Here is a 19,168-nt window from a genome sequence, read left to right as displayed (position 1 = left end):
ATTCTCGTTTTCCCCGATATTTTGGTTAACGCCGGTGGGGTAACGGTGAGTTATTTTGAATGGGTGCAAAATCGCAGCGGTCTTTATTGGCGATTAAACGAGATAAATGAGCGCTTAAAAGAAAGAATGGTGACAGAAGCGGAAAAAGTCTGGTCTTTCGCCCAGGAATTCGATATATCTCTGCGTACCGCCGCCTACGCCCAGGCTATTGATCGTCTCGGTGAAGCCCTAGATGCCAAGGGAACCCGCGACTATTACCAAAATAAGACGAGAGCTTAAGGTCGTCGGTCGTCAGGAGTCGGTCGTCAGGAGTCAGGAAATAAATAGGGTGATAGGGTTTTGGGCTTCGGCCGTGAGCTGAGCGTTCGACAAAAGCTCACGCGGCGGTTCGACAGGCGGTTCGGCTGAGCTCACCGTCGAAGCCTCACCGTCCGCTCGACTGAGCTCGCCGAACGTCCGAAGTCTCACCGTCGAAGCCTGAGCTCACGGCCGAAGCCCAACCTACGTTCATCTTATATTTAATTCCACCCACCTACTTATCTTTATGGGGAAGTTTGCCAGGATGAGAGAGCGGTTTTTTAGATACTTGTGGATTTGAAGTCATTTTGAATATTAAGAAATTGATTTATTTATAATTAGGTTTTTGGGAAAAGGCGATCGCATTATCGAGTCGAGTGATCGCAATTTATCTTTAATCAGTTCATTTGTAAACTATAATAGCACAGGTGATTGATCAACAGGGATAGGGATAGTAACTTGTCTCAAAACCAGACGGCTCTCGATTTATCTCCTCAACAGTGGTCATCTTACCACTTGACTCGCCCTTCTACTACTGAGGCTGACCCTGAGCGATGGCGACGGGGTTGGCAAATAGCCAGCTTTTTAGCTACTTTACTCCGTGAACAGTTTGGTGCATCACGAGTAGCAGTTTTTGGTTCTCTTAACCATTCTGATTGCTTTGATGCTAACTCAGATATTGATTTGGTTGCCTGGGGGATTCCTCCTGCACTCTTCTATCAAGCTGTTGCGGCAGTTACGTCGGTTAGTAGTGAGTTTGAGGTGGATCTCGTTGATGGAGATTCTTGCTCGACTTCTTTTCTTAACACTCTTGCAATTGAGGCGGTCACTCTTTGAACCCAAGGCTGATCAAGTTGGCACAGGAAATCCCCATAGAGATCGAGCAGCTAGAACGCTCAGTACAACGAGCAACTGAAGGTTGGCAACGCTATCTTAATAGTTTTGATTCTCTTTATCTTGATAGTGTCGCTTTGGGATTACACAATTTTTACAGTGGATTGGAACGGCTATTTGAGAAAGTGGCTAAGGTCATCGATGGCTCTCTCCCTCAAGGGGCTAACTGGCATCAGCTTTTATTAGAACAAATGAGTCGGGAAATGCCTGAGCGACGACCCGCCCTTATCTCTTCAAGCAGCCGTGAAGCTTTAGAAGAATATCGTGGTTTACGTCATGTGGTACGAAATGTTTATGCGTTTCAGCTTGAGGCGGAAAAACTCCGACTTTTAGTCGAATCGGCTCCTTTCATGTTGTCTCAAATTCGTTCAGAATGTCTCGCTTTTGCTGCTTTTCTTGAACATCAGGCTCAATTAGATTAAATAAAGGCTTTACGTTAGGGGTAGGCGATTCTTAATTCAGCAACGCCTTATCTTTGCTATATTTAATATTTTTCATATCTTGACCTCTTTCTAGGATATAAAGCTGACGAGTGTAGGTTGGGTTGAGGAACAAAACCCAACCAATGTCCTATTATCAAATAATTATCAATGATTTTGCCCAGTTATCGGATGGGGTGTTGGGCAACAGTCGTCTATCCATTGACCGCGATCGCCTTTTGACCTTTGACCCCTTCCCCTTGAACTGCGATCGCTGATTAGTTGATAGTCAATAATTGATTGAAAAAACACGGACGAGAAGCTAGGGACATTTTTTCTGGGCCAAGTCGCTAGAATGGGACTAGACTCCTCAAGCTTGAAGAATCTTCCTATGTCAGACGCTGTAACGATCGCCGATATTTACAAGTTATTTGAAAGAACTGAGGCCCAATTTGCCGAGTTTCAAAAGGAAGCTGATCGCCGCAGTGCCGAAGCCGATCGCCGCAGTGCCGAAGCCGATCGCCGCAGTGCCGAAGCTAATCGCACGATGGAAGAATTAAAAAAACAGGTACAAGAAACGACCAAAGCGGTCAATAGCTTAACAACTCCTTTGTGTCTTTTTATAGAAGAAATGGTAGAGCCTGCGGTTGTGCGTTTATTTCAGGAACGGGGCATTGATGTCACCCAAACGATGAGTCGCTTGAAAAGTAAGCGTTCTGGGGCGGCAATGGAGATTGATATTGTGGCGGTGAATGGGAGCGAGTTGGTGGCGGTGGAATGTAAATCTCGACTGTCGAGGGATGATGTAGATGATTTTGTCAGCCGATTACAGCGATTTAAGGTTGCTTTCCCCCAATTTCGAGAGTTTCGGGTTTATGGGGCAGTGGCAGGCATTGAAATTGATCAGGGGATAGATGTCTATGCCTATCGGCGCGGTTTGTTTGTGATTAAGCAATCGGGGGAAACGGTTAAAATTATTAATGATACTCAGTTTCAACCTTTGGGTTTTGCTGAAGGTGTTTAATCTCTTTTTTAAGAAGGCGTAATTTTGCGATCGCCCTTTTAATTAATAATGAATAGTTGATAATTATCCATTGTCAGGAGTCATTTTGGAAACCATCATGGAAATAAAAAACATTAAACAAAAAGCCAGAAATTTAATCGATAAATTGCCAGAAATTCTACATGGGATGATTTGCAGTGAAGATTACCAAAAAGCGCAAGAAAGAACCACAAAGGCACAAAGAACACAAAGATTTTCTCACCCATAACTTTCTAGTAGGAAGCATACTACAAAAAAATCGGAGCGGTGGTTAACCCCTCGGTGACAGGTATCGAAAACCCAGAACCCGCATGGCTTCGTGGAAAATTACCTGTTAATAATTGTTCACAAAATCTTGTAACCCTATATGCTACAGTCCTTTAAGTCTTGACGCGAGAGAAGAGACTCTAAATATACCCACCTTGGCAATACCCAACCCAAACCCATGCACCCCATGTAAACGCCCGCCGTCACCCTCAAGACCGTGGTTGTATATAAGTATGGGGAAAGTAAAAGCTAGCGACTCATTTGTAGCATGATATGCTACTTCATTGACCGCCAACCATTTGCCTCCTGCTGTCCAACCAATGAGATCGCCAAAACTATTCCACACTTCCTCATTATAGGATTTCGTACCCTCAAGATCACGGTAAATTTTCGCCTGTCCCTTGATACCAAATTTTCCTGCGCTGTAGTCCATCCAGAGACGGTCAATCTCATCGATTACCTCTAGGGATACCTGACTAAAAAGATCATAGAAGTCATCATAATTTTCTATAACCATCCACTGGTACATAATGAAAGCGGTTTCGTAGTCGGCTTTTTTCCAATCCTGTTGCTGTAGGTACTCCTCTAGTTTTTGATAGATTTGCCCTTGGTTTTCTATGAGATATACTCTCTGTTTTCTTAGTTCTTTTTCGTAGGCGCGATCAGCCTCTCTGTTGTATTGCACTGAGATCATCTTATCGAATTGTTCCCTGAACCTTTCGGGGTTTTCTGTCTCTGCAAAAGCCAGACGGAAAATCTCTGCCCATCTTTCCTCATTGTTGTTCTCTTCATTCCCCCAAAGTTCGGTTAAAACCTTGGCTGCCGTTTTCTCTAAATCAGAAAGCTTACTTGCATCTTTGGGAAGCTCGATATGGGGGTTAATATGTTTGATGTGGGAGGCGCGGTAGAGGGTTTCTCTGTCGTCATTGTGGATTACCTCGATCAAACCTTTATCCCGTCCCTGTTCTAATTTTTTATGATAGTTGGGAACAGATTGACAAACCGCTTTTAAAGCAGCCAAAGGGACAGAAATTTCATAGATTAGGCAATTACTGACCACTTTTTCAAGAGCTTCATCCGTCAAGAGTTGAGGTTTTTCCTCTAACCGCCAGATTATCTTATCGCGCCAAGTAACATCAGATCCATTCTCAAATGACTGCAATTTAGCATCTATATCCCCTGAACTTAAAACCTCATTATTGAGCCATTCCAACAGACGGGGGTTGCCATCAGCAAGATTTAAAGCTCTTTCTATGTAGTTTTTATCAATCTTACCCGAACTAAAATGCTCTAACCGCCGCAGTTTCTTTTCTAAATCGGACTCTTTGTATTTGAAAGAAGGCAAAGACTCCAGATGATAAAATTCCTCTAATAGAGGGGATTTGAAGGTATAGCGCGAGGTAATAATCAGGCGATGATAGTAATTAGTTTCCTGTATCGCCCAAACTAGAGCTTGTAATAGGGGGGCTACCCCTGCTTTAAGGATATAGTCATCGCTGGCTGAAGGGCATTCTAAGTTAAACTCGAAATCATCAAGAATAAGCAAAAGAGGCTGGTTTAACTGACCAAAAACACCAAAAACATTCTTTAAGCGATAGTCTAAATCCTCATTAGAATCCAGAAGGATTTGACGTTGTGGACGGTCTAATTTTTTAGCTAGGGTATTAACCAAGCTAGTTTGATCAATTTGTTGCCACCAGACAAGCTTAGTATAGTCTGGAAGGCGATCGCACAGACGAGCGGCGAGGGTACTTTTCCCGTTACCACCAAAACCTTGCAGGAAAACCCCGGCCTTATGAATTGCTTTAGGATTATCAAAGGGTTTTTTCAGCACTTGCAAGCAATCCTGAAGATCACGGCGGCGACCGATAAAAGTTTCCCGTGTGGCTACCCGCAAATATTTCGTTTCTGGGTCCACAAATTTGTCAACAAAGGATACGGGAGGTAAAGGTTTTTTCTGTCCTCTCTTTACCAAAGCTTCTGGGATACTTTCCCGGACATAGAGGCGTAAACAATGCCAATCCCTCGCCTGATTTCCTAATAATTTCTGATAGGCAAAAGCTAACGACTCGCTTAAAGTAAAGCCTTGGGAAAGCTTTTCATAGAGGATGGCCGCCGTGTCAGCAGCTTCGTTATCCCTGACGGGTTGACCCCACCCCAAAACAGCTTTAGCTCCATTTTCTAATAACTTCTCGGCCATCGAAAGGATCTCATCACCATCGGAGTAGCCTGTCCGACACCCTGATAAAAACAAAAGCTTGGGTAAATTAAACTGTAATTCTCTGGCAATATCTTCGGCGCTGGTATCTTGCCTATCTCCGTATTCCGTCTCAGTAATAAAATAGGGTTTCCGCTCCTTGATGGTAGCGTGTCCGCTCAAGTGGATAACATCGAAATATCCTCTATCTTTACTGGCTATCAATTCGCCTAATTCTTGAATACATCCGCTCTCTTCAACGGTTAAAGATAGGGGTTTTCCTCTAGTTGCTTTGAGGATCTTCCCTTCTTCTGCCTCAAAGTCTAGTATAGGCGTTACACCCTTAGCAGAACTTGCCATGAAAACCACATTTAAGGCTCGATCCTGCGGGTTGTTGCCCACAGTTAACAGCCTTCCATTATCGGTTTTCATCCACCGCAGGGGAACAATAGCGGGAAGCTTAGACACCAGAAAACCCTGACCATCGTGTAATAATTCCCAGGGTAGATGAGCTAATCCTTGGCTGGTGCTGATAGCCAGAACTATTATTTCCTCTCCCCGGTGGCTATCTAATTCGTTCTGTAGAATGCGCTCCGTACCATCTAACCATCGGTATAAACCTTGTCCTGTTCTGGCGTGGTCTTCCGGTAAACGGGTATAGTAATCGGTGTCGGCCTTTTTACTTAGGTTGTCTATTTCACTCAAGGATCTTGTGTAGAAATCAATCTGGTTGGGGTTATCCCAGAAAAATCGGAACTCAACCCTATTGCTACCCCTCTCCTGAAGGTCAATATGCAGTATCTTCATGATTTTTCTTGTTCCAAGAGTTTTTGTAGTTGCTCTAGGGTAGCATCTTTGAGCAGCAGACGATCGCCGTTTTTGCTCACAATTAACACCCGTTCGATTTTCGGGGTTTCAGGAGAGTCAATTTTTTGCTTTAATTGGTAAAATTTCTCAGCGATGGCGATTGTTCCGCTAATAATGCCGATGATGGTGGCGATGGTGGCAAGGGTTCCCTCTTTCTGCACTTCGGAGATAACTTCGTAGCTGCCTTGCACCCCTTCCATCTCTAGGATATCCTGAGCAACTTTGATAGCATCGGCTCCTTGAATTTCTATCTGCATCAGTTTTGTTCCTCCTGTCAGTACCCAAGCAAAATGATACTAAATCCAGTTATTAAAGACTGATTATCTATTCCCCCCTTTGCCTGTCCTGATATCTAGCCTATACTCAACGAATCTAGTATGACTAGCTTAGTTGGGGAAAAAATCTCAATTACCATCAATGGTTGACATAAGAAAATATTTCAGTCTCTCCGTCGGGAAATAACCTATTAGAGACTGAAAAATCTTAGTCATTCCATTCCCCTTTGGGTGGTACGGGGGGATTGCGTCGAAGATGACGGGTTAAGTCCTCATCCGGTTGTTTCTCTCCTCTTAGCCACTGTTTAATCGCTGTTTCGATAATGCGACTAGGATCGTTAGTCAGGTGTTTAATCTGTTCTAAAACTTCCGAGTCAAGGTGAATAGCGATTTCAACTTTCTCCGCCGTGCGCTGAGTCGGTGTAGCATTGTCGTTCATAAGCTCTATTAATGATTGCTATCTATCATTCTACCCGTCAGTCGAGGATTCTCATCCAAGAGTTTATCTATAGTAATCCGATTTGGACAAATCATAGAGCCTTTCCTTAGCCATTGCCCTTTGCCTGATTTTGTCCCCATACTCAAACTGACCATAGTTTCCTGTGGATGCCGAGAGGGAAAGCTAAGGTCAAAACCCTGACTATACTTGCAGTTTAGCTTTTTTTACCTTTTACTTTTCGCTTTTGCTCCAGCCTTAGAGACTTTACCTCTACAATGAATTAAGGAATCTAAAATTTTATAAACCCCTGACTTTTGCCAGCAGTGAACCACGATGACTGACGTTCCCGTTTCTCGCATTCGCAATTTTTCCATCATCGCTCATATCGATCATGGTAAATCAACTCTCGCCGATCGCCTCCTGCAAATTACGGGAACCGTAGCCCAACGGGAGATGAAAGAACAATTTCTCGATAATATGGACTTGGAACGGGAACGAGGTATCACCATCAAGTTACAAGCGGCACGCATGGATTATACCGCTAAGGATGGTCAAAAATACGTTCTCAATCTGATTGACACCCCCGGCCATGTGGATTTTTCCTACGAGGTTTCTCGGTCTCTAGCGGCGTGCGAGGGAGCTTTATTAGTTGTGGATGCGTCCCAAGGAGTAGAGGCGCAAACTTTAGCCAATGTTTACCTAGCACTGGAAAATAACCTCGAAATTATCCCAGTTTTAAATAAAATCGACCTACCCAGTGCCGAACCGGAACGAGTCGCGGCGGAAATCGAGGAAGTGGTGGGTTTAGACTGTAGTGAGGCGATTCGGGCCTCGGCTAAGGCTGGGATCGGTATTAATGATATTCTAGAGTCGATCGTCCAATTAGTTCCCCCTCCCCAAGATACCCTCGAAGAACCATTCCGAGCTTTAATTTTTGATAGTTATTACGACGCTTATCGAGGGGTAGTTGTCTATTTCCGCGTCATGGATGGTCGGGTGAAAAAGGGCGATAAAATTCGTTTTATGGCTTCTGGTAAAGAATTTGTTATTGATGAATTGGGAATTTTATCACCGCAACAGGTACAGGTAAATGAACTGCACGCGGGAGAAGTGGGTTATCTGGCAGCCGCGATTAAAACTGTTGCTGATGCCCGGGTGGGTGATACGATTACTCTAACCGCTAAACCAGCACAAGAGCCTTTACCCGGTTATACAGAAGCAAAACCGATGGTTTTCTGCGGATTATTCCCCACCGATGCTGATCAGTATGCCGATCTCAAAGATGCGCTGGAAAAGTTAAAATTAAACGATGCAGCTCTATCCTACGAACCGGAAACTTCTAGCGCCATGGGTTTTGGTTTCCGTTGCGGTTTCTTGGGACTGCTACACATGGAAATCGTCCAGGAAAGACTAGAAAGGGAGTATAACTTAGATTTAATTACCACTGCTCCCTCGGTAGTTTATCAGGTCACTACTACCGATGGGGAAATTGTCGAAGTGGATAATCCCAGTTTGTTACCTTCCCCACAAAAACGGGAAAAAATTGAGGAACCTTATATCCAAGTGGAAATGATTACTCCGGAAACCTATGTAGGTGCTTTGATGGAATTATGTCAAAGTCGTCGGGGAGTTTTCAAGGATATGCGTTATTTTACTAAAACTCGCACCGCTTTGATTTATGAGTTACCTTTAGCGGAAGTGGTGACGGACTTTTTTGATCAATTAAAATCTCGATCGCGCGGTTACGCTAGTATGGAATATCAATTAATTGGCTATCGGGAAAATGAGCTAGTTAAATTAGATATTATGGTCAATGGTGATCCCGTTGATGCTTTAGCGATGATCGTTCACCGGGATAAAGCTTATTATGTTGGTCGTGCGTTAACCGAAAAGTTAAAAGAATTGATTCCCCGGCATCAATTTAAGGTTCCCATTCAAGCAGCTATTGGTTCTAAAATTATCGCTAGTGAACATATTCCCGCTTTAAGAAAGGATGTCTTAGCTAAGTGTTATGGTGGTGATATTAGCCGCAAGAAAAAGCTGTTAGACAAGCAAGCAAAAGGGAAAAAACGGATGAAAGCGATCGGAACTGTTGATGTCCCGCAAGAGGCATTTATGGCAGTCCTAAAACTCGATCCTCAGTAAAGTCTAGAGGGTGAGTTAATCCTCACCCTTTTTAGTTTTGGCAGAGGGAAAGAAATTATTATGAAACTTTTGAGATTATCCTATCAAGATTTATCCTCTGGATTAAGTATAGATTCTTGCAAATTTTTTCCAGATTTGAATTTATTAGTTGGTATCTCAGGTGCAGGAAAAACCTCGATTTTAAAGGCTATTAGTAATTTAAAAAGAATCGCTAACGGTGAGTCTATAAATGGAGTAAAATGGGATGTAGAACTTTTAACCAATGATCATGTTCGTTATCATTGGTTGGGTGAATTTGAGGTTAGAAAAGCTCGTTCTCTCATCAAGATTGAAGAAGATGAAGTCAATAGTAATGACGGCGAAAATAAGGTTAGTATAATTAGGGAAACTCTTTTAAAAGATCAAGAGGTTTTGATCGCAAGAAATCAAGAGGTAATTGAGTTTAAACATTCAAAGACACCAAAACTACCATCTTATTTAAGCTGTATAGAGCTTTTCAATCAAGAAGAAGATGTTTTCCCTGTTCGACAGGAATTTAACAAAATGATTTTCAATCCACTTAAGTTTAATATCTCATATTCAGCAGTTGATAAAATCTTGGAAAACGACGAATATGCCAAATATAACTCTCTCTCTGAATTACAATCGAGTCAACTTCCTATTTCTGACAAACTACTGATCACTTATAAAAAATATCCTGATACGTTCGAGATAATAAAGAGAAAGTTTTTAGATATTTTCCCTCAAGTTGAAGATTTAAAAATAGAATCTTTAGAGCCATCCGAACTAGGTGATCTGCTTGTTTCATTAACTAGAATTGGTTTACTTGAAGAGCTACCTCGCATACAAATAAAAGAAAAAAACTCTCATGTCTGGATTGTAGAACCAAATATCTCCTCTGGAATGATAAAAAGCCTGATGTTCTTAGCAACGATCAAATTATCTCCTGATGGGAGCGTTATATTAATCGATGAATTTGAAAATAGTTTGGGGGTTAACTGTTTGGACACTTTAACAGAAGATTTATTAGTTAATTATCGAGATTTACAGTTTATTATTACCAGTCATCATCCCTATATAATTAATAATATCAGTCCTGGCTATTGGAAAATAGTCACTCGTAAAGGAGGAGTAATTCAGGTACACAATGCAGCTGATTTTCATATTTCTAAAACTCGACAAAAAGCCTTTATTGATCTTATCAATGTCTTAGAAGAATTTCCCCAAGGAATTAGTTAATCGATGAATATTTATTTTTTAGTTGAAGGAAGAAGTACCGAAAAAAAGCTTTATACTGCCTGGTTAACTTATCTTATCCCCGAATTTAAGCGAGTTGATTTTTACGATCAAGTCAATCACAACAATTACTTTCTGATTAGTGGTAATGGCTACCCCTCGATACTTGATGAGGGAATTCCTAACGCCATCGATAAAATTCAAGAAGTATCCAAATATAACTATCTAGTCATCTGTCTCGATGCTGATGAGGATACTGTCGAAGAAAGAGAACAATATGTTAATGACTTTATCACCAAAAATATTACTATCCCCGCACAACTTGAAATCGTGATCATTATTCAAAATCGCTGTCTTGAAACATGGCTATTAGGCAATCGTAGAATATTTAATCCTAAACAACATTTACAGGGACTTTTAGCTGATTATGTTCAACACTATGATGTTTACGAAAATGATCCCGAACTAATGGGTAGATTTAATTGCAGAAATCATGCCGATTTTCATTTCGCTTATCTAAAGTCTATTTTTAAAGCTAAAGGTTTGTCTTATTCTAAACAACTCCCTGGGGTAGCTCAAGAACAATACTATCTTAATGAATTAAAAAAGCGTATCGATAAAACCGAACACTTAAAAACCTTTCAGAAATTTATTAATTTTTGTGATAATATTCGTCAAAATTTTAGATAAATTGATCTCTGGTGCTTCTGACGAGGATGAAATATAAGCTGATCTGGCATCGTCTCCTGACTAATAGCTGATTGAGAATACAAGACTATGACAAGGCTTTTGTCCTATAAATTTCTAGGTCGGCAGATTTTTGTAGTATTGTAGTATAATGGTAACTCCAGAAAAACAATCCCAAAAGTGCCTTTAGTCTCTTCAGTTAGCAGTTACCAGATAGAAGTTAAAAATTGGCAATTTACTTGATGTTATGGCTTCCTTACGCGATATTCTCAGTTACTATCGCAATTATCAAAAAGCCGCCTTTTTGAGCATTGCTGCCTCCAGTGTCTTTGAAATTATCGATCTGATGGTTCCCTACGCTGTCGGACAGATTCTTAATGTTCTTTCTGATCAACCTTTAGATGGATTCGTGCAATCTTTGGTCGATCGCACCATGATTTTAACTCCCTTTGCCTCAGAAAAGTGGGTTAGTTTGGCAGTATTATTAGGCTTAATTTTCCTAACCACGGTAATTAAAGCACCAATTCAGCCTTGGGTGGGTGTATGGTTTCACTGGGAAATATCCTTAAGAGCGCGACGAGATCATCTCGGAAAAATTATTGCTAAAATTCTCACCTTACCCCTATCTTTTTACGATGAAAATAATCCAGGACGCATCGCTAACCGGATCGCCAAAGGGATAGAAAATCATACTTGGACTTATCCCGAAGTGGCGGGAATGATGATCCCAAAATTGTTTAGAGTTTTCGGTATTTTTCTTGTTATTTGGGTAATTCAATGGCAGATCGCCCTCGCTTTTGTCATTTCTTTTGTATTAATTGTAGCCTTTATTTTGAGAGATTTAAAAGATTTAATGCAAAAAGAAAGAATTCTGGATCAGCACATCGAAAATACACAAAGTCGCAATTCTGAGATTATTACTAATATCAAAACTGTCAAAGCTTTTGCCACAGAAGGACAGGAATTATATCGTCAGAAACAGCGTTTAGAGAGAGAATTTACCTACGTTATCTATCGCATTCATAAGGGTTATGTGGACTTAATTACTTGGGAAAAAACCCTCGTCCAAGCTAGTTTATTTGGAGTATTTTTCTTTACTCTCCTAGCCACCGTTCAACAGAAAATCTCGATCGGGCATTTTATTACCACCTATACCCTCGCTAGTATGGCCTATGCGGAATTAGATCCCCTATCCCAAATGGCAGAAACTTTCGCTCGTCGCTATGCTTCTATGGCCCGTTTACAGGAATTTATCAACTTGCCCAGTGGCACTGATTCTGGTAGTCTTTTAGCCGATCATGCCCAACATAATCCCTATCGTTTTACGGGGAAAGTAGAATTAAGTAATCTTAGCTTTGGCTATAGTGCTGAAAGAACGATTATCAAGGATATTAATTTGCTGATTGAACCCTATCAAACCGTGGCATTAGTGGGAAAATCTGGTTCAGGAAAATCCACTTTAGTTAAGTTACTTTTCCGCTATTTTGAACCAAATCAAGGGCAAATTCTGATGGATGGCGAGGATATTAGTCGCTTAGATGTGACTTGGTATCGGCGACGGTTAGCGATTGTCCATCAAGAAGTAGATGTGTTTAATGGTACGGTGTTAGAAAATCTCACCTACGGTAATCCTAATATTAGCTTTGAGAAGGTAGAAGAAGCCTGTAAAATTGCCCGTGTTGATGAATTTATTCAGGAATTACCTAATGGTTATTCCACTATTGTAGGGGAAAGGGGCGTGCGTCTTTCGGGGGGACAAAGACAGCGTTTAGGAATTGCTAGGGCGTTAATTGTTGATCCAGATGTGTTAGTTTTTGATGAGGCCACTTCTAGCTTAGATTATGAGTCAGAAAGAGCCATTCAACTAGCCATGAAATCCATCTTAGGCACTCGCACCACAATTATTATCGCCCACCGTCTCAGTACCGTTCGAGAAGCTGATCAAATTGTCGTCTTGGATAATGGTCGCATTGTCGAGATCGGTAGCCATGACCAATTATTAAATCAGCAGGGAATCTATCAACGTCTCCACTCTTTGCAAGAAAGCGGCGAACTGGTTTAATCTTAAAATAGTCCCCGATAGCGGACCGAGAAAATATATCTAATGGAAGTTGCTCACCATGTCTAACGAAACCGTTACCTATTCCCTAGAAGCTGTTTGGACTTGGCAGATATTCAGCAAACCCTAATTATTTTGAAAATCAGACAACCAACGGATTAATTGAGGGAATGAATACCAAAATAAAGCTTATTAAAAGAATAAGTTATGGATTGACCAATTTTGAACATCTTCGACTTAAACTGTTTGCTTGCTTTAATTCATAACAAAAATTAACAAACGAAACCCAGAAGAGCCAGCAATTTTAATAAAAAAAGCTTTTTGCTTTGTTGGATTCTAGGCTATTTCAGGGTTTAGGCTCATTGAAACTACTAATTTGCCATAACCAGTCTAGGAGAGTCCGGGAATTTTACGCAAATCTTTTTTTTCTTTGTCCAAAGTCCAAAAATGTTAAGAATTGTGTGCGATTGCCCTGAAATCGCTATAATCATCCCAGCAGAGGCGATATTAATCCCTCGATCATCCACTGGTTAATGATCGCTAATGATTAGACAAACTTGGTTTTCTAAAGCGGTTTCGAGACAGGAAACCCCTAAGTTTCCCGGTCGATCATGGACGGATTCGACAAGCTCACCGTCCATGATCGGTTAAATTTCCACAAGCTCAATGACCACTTGCCTTTTTTCGGAGTTGATCGAACCATGTTGCAAGGATGGATTCAAATCGCGCTCACGATCCTGATAATCGTGGCAATCACCCCCTTTTTCGGGCGGTATATGGCGAGGGTGTTCATGGAACGGAGAACCCTACTCGACCCACTGTGCGATCGAGCCGAGAGTCTTCTTTATACCTTCGTCGGAGTGAAAGGGAAAGAGAATATGACCGGCTGGCAGTACGCCCGCGCCGTTCTCTACATTAACGCGGTAATAGCAATTCTGGTTTTTTCCCTGATTGCCGGCCAAGGAGTCCTTCCCCTCAACCCGACGGGGATCCCCGCCCCCCCTTGGGACACCACGCTACATACGACGATTTCCTTTATCACCAACAGCGACCAACAGCATTATTCAGGAGAAACCACCCTCAGCTACGCGAGTCAGATTTGGGGTCTCGGCTACCAGATGTTCACCTCGGCCGGAACCGGTCTAGCGGTGGGGATCGCCTTTATTCGGGGACTGACGGGGCGACCGTTGGGCAATTTCTACGTGGATCTGATCCGAGCGATCACCCGTATCCTCTTACCGATCTCGATCGTGGGGGCAATTGCCCTGATCATCGCCGGGGTCCCGGAAACCCTGGCGGGCCCGGCGATCTTGCCGACGCTAGAAAACCCCAACCTCAGTCAGGCGATCGCCCGCGGTCCAGTGGCCCACTTCGAGATTATTAAGGAATTGGGAGAAAACGGCGGCGGCTTTTTTGCCAGCAACTCGGCCCACCCCTTTGAAAACCCGAACGGATTCGTCAATCTGGTGCAGTTGGTAGCGATTCTCTCGATTCCCACCTCCCTGATCTATACCTACGGGGTTTTCGCCGATAATCTCAAGCAAGCTCGGTTAATCTATCTAATTCCCCTCGGTATCTTCATCGGCTTTACGATCATCACAGCGATCGGGGAATATAACGGCAACCAGGCGGTTAACTCCCTGCTAGGGGTGGAGCGAGCGGTTAACTTCGAGGGTAAAGAAGTACGCTTCGGTTGGGCGCAATCGGCCCTGTACGCGGTAACTACCACGGCCACCATGTGCGGTGCGGTGATCGCCATGCACGATTCCTTGATGCCGAACGGCGGCTTCGTCACCCTCTCGAATCTGTTCCTGCAAATCGTTTTCGGCGGCCAGGGAACCGGCACCGCCTACCTGTTCGCCTATCTGATCCTGGCGGTATTCGTCACCGGTCTAATGGTGGGAAGAACCCCCGAATTGTTCGGGCGCAAAATCGAGAAGCGGGAAGTGGTGTTAGCGAGTTTTTTAATTCTGCTGGTTCACCCGATCGCCATCCTCATCCCCGGAGCGATCGCCCTTGCCTTTCCCGACTTTCAGGGCATCAGTAACCCCGGCTTTCACGGATTATCTCAAGTTATCTACGAGTACGCTTCCGCCGCTGCCAATAACGGGTCGGGATTCGAGGGACTGGGGGATTCCCAACCCGCGCCGCTCGCGATCGCGGCTGGGGCGAAACCGACGATGACCGCTCTCTGGTGGAATCTGAGCGCCTGCTTCAGTTTACTGGCCGGACGGTATATCCCGATCGCGGCCCTGCTCTTGTTAGCCGATGGGATGTCCCGTAAACAACCGGTTCCCGCCACCACCGGAACCCTCCGCACCGATACCGGACTCTTTACCGGCGTGACGGCGGGGGTGATTTTAATTCTCGGTGCGCTCACTTTCTTCCCGATATTGGCCCTCGGGCCGATCGCGGAAGCCTTTCAAATCACCAGGATGATCGGCTAGGACTTTAGACAGGGTTTGCGGCAAAAAGTTTTTCCGGGGGGTAGGGTGTGGGGTGTGGGCTTCGGCCGTGAGCTCAGCGTTCGACCGAGCTCACGCCGAGGTCCGAACGGGTGTGGGGTGTGGGGTTTTACCAGTTTTGAGGTGGCCAATTACCTAATTTTCAGGGAAAAAGTGCCTAAATTTCCCCCCGATCACTCCCATATCCAGTACTTTTTGATTGACAAAAGGTCTAAAAGTCTTACCCAACAAGGTTTTTAGATTTATTCAACCAGCCCTAGATAATTTATGAGAACGAACAAAGGAAATTCTAAATCCTCCCGCCCGTTGCGAGTGCCGAGAGGTCGCAGGGACGACCGCCGCCACACCCCCAAGGTAAACCGGACAGGTCTCTATCAACGCGCGATCCGGCAGTCCTTCCTCAAACTCGACCCGCGCATCGCCGTGCGTAACCCGGTCCTGTTCGTGGTCTGGTTAGGAACGATCGTCACGGCCTTGGTGACGATCGACCCGCATCTATTCGGCACGATCGCAGGGGATAGGGGACAACAACGGCTACTTAACGGCATCATCACCCTCATCCTCTTCTTCACGGTGCTGTTCGCCAACTTCGCCGAGGCGATCGCCGAGGGACGGGGAAAAGCCCAGGCCGATGCCCTGCGCTCCACCCGCAGCGACACGATGGCCCGGAAAATCCTTGCCGACGGCTCGATCGAGTCGGTCAGTTCCACGGCCTTGGGTCGGGGCGATCGGGTGAAACTGGTGGCCGGGGACGTGATTCCCGCCGACGGGGAAGTGATCGAGGGAATCGGTTCGGTGGATGAATCGGCGATCACCGGAGAATCAGCCCCCGTCCTCAAACAACCCGGCACCGACATCGCCAGTTCCGTCACCGGCGGCACTAGGCTTCTCTCGGACGAGTTGACGGTGCGGATCGCTCAAGATCCTGGTCAGGGTTTTATCGATCGCATGATCTCCCTTGTGGAAGGGGCCGAGCGCACGAAAACCCCCAACGAGATCGCGCTGACGGTACTTCTGGCCGTGTTAACCCAAGTCTTTTTAATTGTCGTGGCCACGATTCCCTCGATCGGGAACTATATCGCCGGTTTCCTGGAAACGAGCCTTGGACCGGCGGTTGCGGATACCTTTCGGGCCGGTTCCAGTATCGCCATCTTGATCTCCCTCCTCGTCGCCCTCATTCCCACGACGATCGGCGGTTTATTGAGCGCGATCGGCATCGCCGGGATGGATCGTGTGGCTCAGTTTAACGTCATCGCCACCTCCGGGCGTGCGGTGGAAGCCTGCGGCGACGTAAATACCCTCCTTCTCGATAAAACGGGAACGATCACCCTCGGAAACCGGCTGGCTGACGAATTTATCCCCGTCAACGGTCATAACCTCGAGGAATTAGCCCGCATCTGTCTAACGGCCAGCCTTTTTGACGAAACCCCAGAAGGACGATCGATCGTTGCCTTAGCCCGGAATTTGGGCGCGAACCTCGATATCGATGGCCAACCCGGCGAGGGAATCGAATTCTCCGCTCGTACCCGCATGAGCGGCACCGATAGGGCCGGCGAGGAATACCGTAAGGGAGCCGTAGACGCGATTAAAGGTTTCGTCCGTTCCCGCGGTGGTTCCGTTCCCGAGACCCTCGATCAGGCACAGGAAAGGGTTTCCCATTTGGGGGGAACTCCCCTCGCCGTCTGTCGGGGTAACGATATCTACGGGGTGATCTATCTCAAAGACATCGTGAAACCTGGATTAAAAGAGCGTTTTGACCAATTACGGCGCATGGGTGTGAGAACGATCATGCTCACTGGCGACAACCAGATCACGGCGGCGGTGATCGCGGCGGAGGCGGGGGTGGATGATTTTATCGCCGAGGCCACCCCAGAAGATAAGATCGAGGTGATCCGTCGCGAGCAATCCCAGGGCAAGTTAGTTGCCATGACGGGAGACGGAACCAACGACGCACCCGCACTGGCCCAGGCTAATGTCGGTGTGGCGATGAACTCCGGAACCCAAGCGGCGAAGGAGGCGGCCAATATGGTGGATCTCGACTCCGACCCGACCAAGCTGATCGATTTAGTGACCATCGGCAAACAGTTACTCATTACCCGCGGCGCCCTGACGACGTTTTCGGTAGCTAACGATATCGCTAAGTATTTCGCCATTATCCCGACGATTTTCGCCGCTGCCGGGATCGGTTCTTTAAACATTATGGGTTTGAAAAGCGCTCAATCGGCGATCGTCTCGGCCCTGATCTACAATGCCCTGATTATCCCCGTTTTGATTCCCCTAGCACTTAAAGGCGTTCAATTTCGCCCGCTCACTGCTGACCAACTATTGCGGCGCAATATCCTCATCTACGGCGTGGGAGGCATGATTGCGCCGTTTATTGCTATTAAGATTATTGATGAGATAATTTCAGCGATCGGGTTGAGGTAATGGGAAAATCGGCAATATTTAAGCCTAGTTTATTCGGATTGAAGCACTCGAATCGGGATTTTACCCAAAAAGAAACCTGGGGTAAAAATCAATTTAACTCCTCATTTCCAGCTTCTTTGTGCGCTTACTTAGATTGGAAAGGACTGAAAAATGTATATCTGAAACTTGATGAAAATTTAAAAATTCAACCAGCGGAGTTAAGTACACAAGAGTTATACGGTCTAGCTCCCGATTCCGATAATTTATTTTACGCTTTCGCGAGTCAATTTAGAGGAGGGAGCAAAATGATCACAATCGATTTATTTGCTGGTTGTGGTGGTTTATCTTTAGGTTTCCAGAAAGCGGGGTTTACTATTGTGGCTGCATTTGATAATTGGATACCTGCTATAGATGTCTATAGAAATAACTTTAGTCATCCGATATTTAATGTCGATTTATCTAGAGAATCTAATCAAGAAATATTGGCTCAATATAATCCTGAGATTATTGTCGGCAGCCCTCCTTGTCAAGACTTTTCCAGTGCGGGTAAGAGAGACGAGGGTTTAGGACGAGCGAATCTAACGCTCACATTCGCTGAAATTGTAACTAGAGTAAGTCCCCAATGGTTTGTTATGGAAAATGTGGATAGAATTGAGAAAAGTAAAATACTCACTCAAGCAAAACAAATTTTTAAAAGCCATGGTTATGGTTTAACTGGAAAAGTTATTAATTCTTGTTACTGCGGAGTTCCTCAAACTAGAAAAAGATATTTTCTGATCGGTAAAATGAACGAAGAAGATGATTTTTTAATCGATGAAATCAATGACAATTTATCAAGTCAACCTCTGACTGTATTTGACTATATGGGCAAAGAATTAGATATAGAATACTATTATAGACATCCTAGAAGCTATCAAAGAAGGGCGATATTCAGTATTTATGAACCTCGCCCTACTATTCGAGGAGTAAATCGACCAGTTCCCAAAACCTATCGACAACATCCCGGTGATGCTTGTCATCTTAATGAAAAATTAAGACCGCTAACAACGAGGGAGAGAAGCTATATCCAAACTTTTCCTAAAGACTTTATTTTTGCTGGAACAAAATCTAATCTAGAACAAATGATTGGCAATGCTGTTCCTATTAATTTGGCTAGATATGTGGGCCAATGTATTCTTAACTATGAATTGAAAAAGGGGAAAAAGACAACCTATCGACAACTACAGCTAAGTAAGTGGTTATAATTAAATTGAAAATAGATTTTGTCTTTGATCCCCCCTTAATCCCCCCTTGATAAGGGGGGTGTCGATCCCCCCTTAATCCCCCCTTAATAAGCTATCCATTAGTCGGATCTTTCTTAACAAAAAGAGAAGAAACTTAAAAAAAGGGGAAACGATTGATAGGTATAGTTTTGAAAGAAGGAATCAAGGTGGAGGTAAGCAAAAAAATGGAGAAATGGGCAGCCCAAGAATT

The 19,168-nt window shown here is 44.3% G+C and carries 15 protein-coding genes and 2 pseudogenes; 14 read left to right on the top strand and 3 right to left on the bottom strand.

Going from position 1 to position 19,168, the window contains the following annotated elements; translation table 11 throughout:
- The 6 genes and pseudogenes from IM462_RS15195 to IM462_RS15170 all read left to right on the top strand — a co-directional run.
- Positions 1–279 (top strand): annotated as a pseudogene (locus IM462_RS15195) (glutamate dehydrogenase); the annotation flags it as partial.
- Between the two features lie 477 nt (positions 280–756).
- Complete coding sequence (locus IM462_RS15190; protein WP_287699930.1) at positions 757–1,134, top strand: nucleotidyltransferase family protein; 378 nt, start codon at positions 757–759, stop codon at positions 1,132–1,134.
- A gap of 17 nt (positions 1,135–1,151) precedes the next feature.
- Positions 1,152–1,613: a ribonuclease toxin HepT-like protein gene (locus IM462_RS15185; protein WP_287699931.1), complete on the top strand. Its 462-nt coding sequence runs from the start codon at positions 1,152–1,154 to the stop codon at positions 1,611–1,613.
- Between the two features lie 143 nt (positions 1,614–1,756).
- Entirely contained in the window at positions 1,757–1,888 is a 132-nt protein-coding gene (locus tag IM462_RS15180; RefSeq protein ID WP_287699932.1) for a hypothetical protein, read from the top strand.
- A gap of 113 nt (positions 1,889–2,001) precedes the next feature.
- Positions 2,002–2,634 carry a DUF3782 domain-containing protein gene (locus IM462_RS15175; RefSeq protein WP_287699933.1) on the top strand — a complete coding sequence of 211 codons (633 nt, stop codon included), beginning with the start codon at positions 2,002–2,004 and terminating at the stop codon, positions 2,632–2,634.
- A gap of 97 nt (positions 2,635–2,731) precedes the next feature.
- Entirely contained in the window at positions 2,732–2,881 is a 150-nt protein-coding gene (locus IM462_RS15170; RefSeq protein ID WP_162467768.1) for a hypothetical protein, read from the top strand.
- A gap of 141 nt (positions 2,882–3,022) precedes the next feature.
- Here IM462_RS15170 and IM462_RS15165 read toward each other — a convergent pair whose 3' ends face one another.
- The 3 genes from IM462_RS15165 to IM462_RS15155 form a co-directional block, all read right to left on the bottom strand.
- The gene (locus tag IM462_RS15165; protein ID WP_287699934.1) at positions 3,023–5,821 is read right to left on the bottom strand and encodes a CHAT domain-containing protein; all 2,799 of its coding nucleotides are present in this window, start codon (positions 5,819–5,821) and stop codon (positions 3,023–3,025) included.
- A 98-nt stretch (positions 5,822–5,919) separates the two neighbouring features.
- Positions 5,920–6,240 (bottom strand): hypothetical protein, encoded by a 321-nt coding sequence (locus IM462_RS15160; RefSeq protein ID WP_287699935.1) that lies wholly within the window; start codon positions 6,238–6,240, stop codon positions 5,920–5,922.
- A 226-nt stretch (positions 6,241–6,466) separates the two neighbouring features.
- Positions 6,467–6,697 carry a type II toxin-antitoxin system CcdA family antitoxin gene (locus IM462_RS15155; RefSeq protein WP_002762207.1) on the bottom strand — a complete coding sequence of 77 codons (231 nt, stop codon included), beginning with the start codon at positions 6,695–6,697 and terminating at the stop codon, positions 6,467–6,469.
- Positions 6,698–7,030: 333 nt separating this feature from the next.
- Here IM462_RS15155 and lepA point away from each other — a divergent pair, with 333 nt between their 5' ends.
- From lepA to IM462_RS15115, 8 genes and pseudogenes are all read left to right on the top strand, one after another.
- On the top strand, positions 7,031–8,842 hold the full coding sequence (gene lepA, locus IM462_RS15150; protein WP_149107614.1) for a translation elongation factor 4: 1,812 nt from the start codon (positions 7,031–7,033) through the stop codon (positions 8,840–8,842).
- 60 nt (positions 8,843–8,902) lie between these two features.
- Complete coding sequence (locus IM462_RS15145; RefSeq protein ID WP_287699936.1) at positions 8,903–10,081, top strand: AAA family ATPase; 1,179 nt, start codon at positions 8,903–8,905, stop codon at positions 10,079–10,081.
- A gap of 3 nt (positions 10,082–10,084) precedes the next feature.
- Entirely contained in the window at positions 10,085–10,768 is a 684-nt protein-coding gene (locus tag IM462_RS15140) for a hypothetical protein (RefSeq protein WP_287699937.1), read from the top strand.
- Positions 10,769–11,012: 244 nt separating this feature from the next.
- A complete protein-coding gene (locus tag IM462_RS15135; protein WP_287699938.1) occupies positions 11,013–12,827 on the top strand; it encodes an ABC transporter ATP-binding protein in 1,815 nt (604 codons plus the stop codon).
- 125 nt (positions 12,828–12,952) lie between these two features.
- Positions 12,953–13,090 (top strand): annotated as a pseudogene (locus tag IM462_RS15130) (transposase); the annotation flags it as partial.
- Positions 13,091–13,525: 435 nt separating this feature from the next.
- Positions 13,526–15,271, top strand: a complete 1,746-nt coding sequence (gene kdpA / locus IM462_RS15125) for a potassium-transporting ATPase subunit KdpA (protein ID WP_287699941.1) — start codon at positions 13,526–13,528, stop codon at positions 15,269–15,271.
- Between the two features lie 285 nt (positions 15,272–15,556).
- A complete protein-coding gene (gene kdpB, locus IM462_RS15120; RefSeq protein ID WP_287699939.1) occupies positions 15,557–17,716 on the top strand; it encodes a potassium-transporting ATPase subunit KdpB in 2,160 nt (719 codons plus the stop codon).
- The gene (locus IM462_RS15115) at positions 17,716–18,939 is read left to right on the top strand and encodes a DNA cytosine methyltransferase (RefSeq protein WP_287699940.1); all 1,224 of its coding nucleotides are present in this window, start codon (positions 17,716–17,718) and stop codon (positions 18,937–18,939) included. The genes kdpB and IM462_RS15115 overlap by 1 nt, the downstream gene beginning before the upstream one ends.
- The last annotated feature ends 229 nt before the right edge of the window (positions 18,940–19,168 follow it).

The organism is Microcystis sp. M144S2 (genome assembly GCF_020246065.1).
Taxonomy (GTDB): domain Bacteria; phylum Cyanobacteriota; class Cyanobacteriia; order Cyanobacteriales; family Microcystaceae; genus Microcystis; species Microcystis ichthyoblabe_A.
The sequence above is the reverse complement of the archived record's forward strand: the minus strand, read 5'-3'. Positions and strand labels throughout refer to the sequence as shown.

Bases quoted from the DNA above. Each gene is read 5' to 3' on its own strand.
- IM462_RS15180 (WP_287699932.1), top strand. From the start codon at position 1,757: ATGTCCTATTATCAAATAATTATCAATGATTTTGCCCAGTTATCGGAT.
- IM462_RS15175 (WP_287699933.1), top strand. From the start codon at position 2,002: ATGTCAGACGCTGTAACGATCGCCGATATTTACAAGTTATTTGAAAGA.
- IM462_RS15170 (WP_162467768.1), top strand. From the start codon at position 2,732: ATGGAAATAAAAAACATTAAACAAAAAGCCAGAAATTTAATCGATAAA.
- IM462_RS15160 (WP_287699935.1), bottom strand. From the start codon at position 6,240: ATGCAGATAGAAATTCAAGGAGCCGATGCTATCAAAGTTGCTCAGGAT.
- IM462_RS15155 (WP_002762207.1), bottom strand. From the start codon at position 6,697: ATGAACGACAATGCTACACCGACTCAGCGCACGGCGGAGAAAGTTGAA.
- lepA (WP_149107614.1), top strand. From the start codon at position 7,031: ATGACTGACGTTCCCGTTTCTCGCATTCGCAATTTTTCCATCATCGCT.
- IM462_RS15145 (WP_287699936.1), top strand. From the start codon at position 8,903: ATGAAACTTTTGAGATTATCCTATCAAGATTTATCCTCTGGATTAAGT.
- IM462_RS15140 (WP_287699937.1), top strand. From the start codon at position 10,085: ATGAATATTTATTTTTTAGTTGAAGGAAGAAGTACCGAAAAAAAGCTT.
- IM462_RS15135 (WP_287699938.1), top strand. From the start codon at position 11,013: ATGGCTTCCTTACGCGATATTCTCAGTTACTATCGCAATTATCAAAAA.
- kdpA (WP_287699941.1), top strand. From the start codon at position 13,526: ATGTTGCAAGGATGGATTCAAATCGCGCTCACGATCCTGATAATCGTG.
- kdpB (WP_287699939.1), top strand. From the start codon at position 15,557: ATGAGAACGAACAAAGGAAATTCTAAATCCTCCCGCCCGTTGCGAGTG.
- IM462_RS15115 (WP_287699940.1), top strand. From the start codon at position 17,716: ATGGGAAAATCGGCAATATTTAAGCCTAGTTTATTCGGATTGAAGCAC.